The sequence below is a fragment of the Pararhizobium antarcticum genome, from assembly GCF_001885585.1.
In the GTDB taxonomy this organism is placed as follows: domain Bacteria; phylum Pseudomonadota; class Alphaproteobacteria; order Rhizobiales; family Rhizobiaceae; genus Pararhizobium; species Pararhizobium antarcticum.
In genome coordinates, this window is sequence record NZ_LSRP01000025.1 from 1 (window position 1) to 2507 (window position 2507).

The window sequence follows — 2507 nt, forward strand, 5'->3', positions numbered from 1 at the left end:
TCCACGGTGTAGATCCCCAAGCCCTCCTGCATTCGTCGCAGAAGAGAAATAGGTGGCCGGATTTTACTCCGCCCGCAGCCGGACTATTCCGCCGCTACCGTGGCCGACTTTTGCACCGCCGCTCTCATCACGCGGCCAAGGCACGCAAACACCGGTCGAAGACGATCGACGACAGCGGCATCTCCACCCGCCATTATGGCAAGAGTGCCATCCCTGGCGCCTTTTTCGCCGCCGGAGACCGGAGCGTCGAGACAGGCGACACCACGATCAGAAGCCGCATTGGCCAAAGCGATTGCCGTCTCCACCGGGATCGAGCTCATCACGAGCAAAATCGATCCCGGCTTCATTGCCGCGATGACCCCATCATCTCCCATCAGCACCTTTTCGCAGACCGGGCCGGAGCTCAGCATGCAAATCACCACATCAGCACCATCCACCGCGTCAACCGCATTATCGGCAGTGACAACACCCCGAGCCTGCAACACTGATGCCTTGTCCGATGTCCGGTTCCAGGCTGTGACCTTGAATCCGGCTTCGGCCAGGCGACCCGCCATAGGTGCACCCATGATGCCGGTGCCGATAACGGCGATGGTGGGGTTATTCATCTGTCCACACCTTCCCGCTCACGGATATTGCCGTGTCGAGAAACGAACCGGGCGCTCTTCGACAATCAACGGCGGGAAAGCATCGCGGAAACGCGCCAGATGGGGCGTTTCGAGATGGGCATCGAAGTCTGCCCGACTGTCGTAGACTTCATAGAAAACAACCATGTCATCAAAGCCTTCCGGGCAGATCACGTCGAACTGTCGGCAACCCGGCTCGTCGGCAACGGAATGTTTCGCATCGTCCCGGGCCGCCTCAAGGAAAGCCGGAATTTTGCCCGGCTTCACCTGGAATTCAGCGATCACGACAAAGGCCTGACGGTTCATATCGTTCACCGCGCTCACTCTGCAGCGATCTTGACTGGGCGGAAGCGATCTTCCATGTCGCGGCGCAATGTCACCACGTCGAGGTCGTTGACGATTTCGACATCATCGAAGGACACGATCTGGTCCTTCTTGATCGGACGCTTGAGCTTGACGTTGTGGGCAAGACCGATCGGCAGCGCCTTGAGATCAAGGCTTCGGTTTGCCGGTATGGCATTGGCCCAGACGGCGTAACCGCCCTCGCCGTCCAGCATTTCGCCGGGCTGCATATCCTTTTTGGCAGTCGCCACGGCATCGCCGCGGAACTCCTTGGAGCAACCGGTCGGCTCATTGCGCAGCACGGCTGACAAGACACTGATCGACGTTTCAAGGCCGATGATGTGGAACGGACGCCACATGGATGCGTACCAGCCGGATGGATCGGTCAGCAGGCCATATTGCTTGAAGCAGGCGCGGGCATATTCGTTGTGAGCCTTGAAGGTAACGAAGACGCCATAGCGTATGTTGTTGAACACCTCGCGGCCATCCGGTTCCTGGCTTGCCGCAATATCGACCAGACCCGAGCGGGCCATGCGGCCGCCATCTGAGACCGGACGGAAGACACGCGCCAGATCATGGAGACCGGCCGGCGGGAAGGCCAGGCCATCATCAGGGCAATCCAAACCGGTTCCGTTTGCAACGGCCGCCATTTCGATCGCCGCCTTGGTACCGTCAGTGAAGGAATTGTAGAGCTTCGGATTGAGGTTGTCTGCCGCGACCTGTTCTTCGGTCCAGCCGAACAATCCCCAAACCGTATCCGGCGTGGAATAGCGGTAGCGCGGTTCAAAATTCATGCCCTTGCCGGCGGACGTGATTTCGAAGCCGGTCGCGCGCGCCCAGTCGACGAGTTCGCAGATCAGCGCCGGCTGGTCACCATAGGCCATCGAATAAATCAGGCCTTTGGCGCGCGCCATTTCGGCCAGGATCGGCCCGACCATGACGTCTGCTTCGACATTGACCATGACCACATGCTTGTTGTGCTCGATGGCGCCCAGCGCATGACGGGTGCCAGCGATCGGATGGCCGGTCGCTTCGATGACGCATTCGATTTCGCCGCACGCGAACATTGCGTTGACATCACCGGTCACAAACGTCGTGCCGCTCTTGATGGCATCGGCGCAGCTCGTGGCGGCATAGCGTTCTTTCGGCCAGCCGACGCGGCTCATCGATTCCTTCGCCTTGCCAACGTCAAGATCGACGACGGCAACCAGGTGAAGGCCCAGGATTTTCTGCGCCTGCGCCATCACCATGGAACCGAACTTGCCGGCACCGATCAGGCCGACCCTGACGGGGCGTCCATCGGCGGCACGGAGCGAAAGCAGTGAGTAGAGATTCATTTCAAAATCCTCGGCTGGGGAATACCTCTCAGGAGAGCCCGGCTGGAGCCATCGTCAGCGACATGCAACTTTCCGGATTTCGGACACAAATGCCCCTCCGTGAATACGGTGCTGACGACGATATCGTCTCCTCCCGGAGAACGCGGCAACCTGCCTGCGCCTCTCTCGGCCACCTCCCACAGCGGCCTCAGTACCGAAAATAGGA

At 59.8% G+C, this 2507-nt stretch carries 3 protein-coding genes; all 3 read right to left on the reverse strand.

Annotated elements, in window-relative coordinates:
• Positions 1 to 83: 83 nt before the first annotated feature.
• From AX760_RS03475 to AX760_RS03485, 3 genes are read right to left on the reverse strand one after another with little or no spacing between them, the layout of a single operon-like run.
• The gene (locus AX760_RS03475) at positions 84 to 605 is read right to left on the reverse strand and encodes an NAD(P)-dependent oxidoreductase (protein ID WP_083531051.1); all 522 of its coding nucleotides are present in this window, start codon (positions 603 to 605) and stop codon (positions 84 to 86) included.
• Positions 606 to 623: 18 nt separating this feature from the next.
• Positions 624 to 929, reverse strand: a complete 306-nt coding sequence (locus AX760_RS03480) for a putative quinol monooxygenase (protein WP_071831501.1) — start codon at positions 927 to 929, stop codon at positions 624 to 626.
• 14 nt (positions 930 to 943) lie between these two features.
• A complete protein-coding gene (locus AX760_RS03485; protein WP_071831499.1) occupies positions 944 to 2302 on the reverse strand; it encodes an NAD(P)H-dependent oxidoreductase in 1359 nt (452 codons plus the stop codon).
• Between the last annotated feature and the right edge of the window lie 205 nt (positions 2303 to 2507).

Coding starts and splice junctions, on each gene's coding strand:
- AX760_RS03475 (WP_083531051.1), bottom strand. CDS start 605: ATGAATAACCCCACCATCGCCGTTATCGGCACCGGCATCATGGGTGCA.
- AX760_RS03480 (WP_071831501.1), bottom strand. CDS start 929: ATGAACCGTCAGGCCTTTGTCGTGATCGCTGAATTCCAGGTGAAGCCG.
- AX760_RS03485 (WP_071831499.1), bottom strand. CDS start 2,302: ATGAATCTCTACTCACTGCTTTCGCTCCGTGCCGCCGATGGACGCCCC.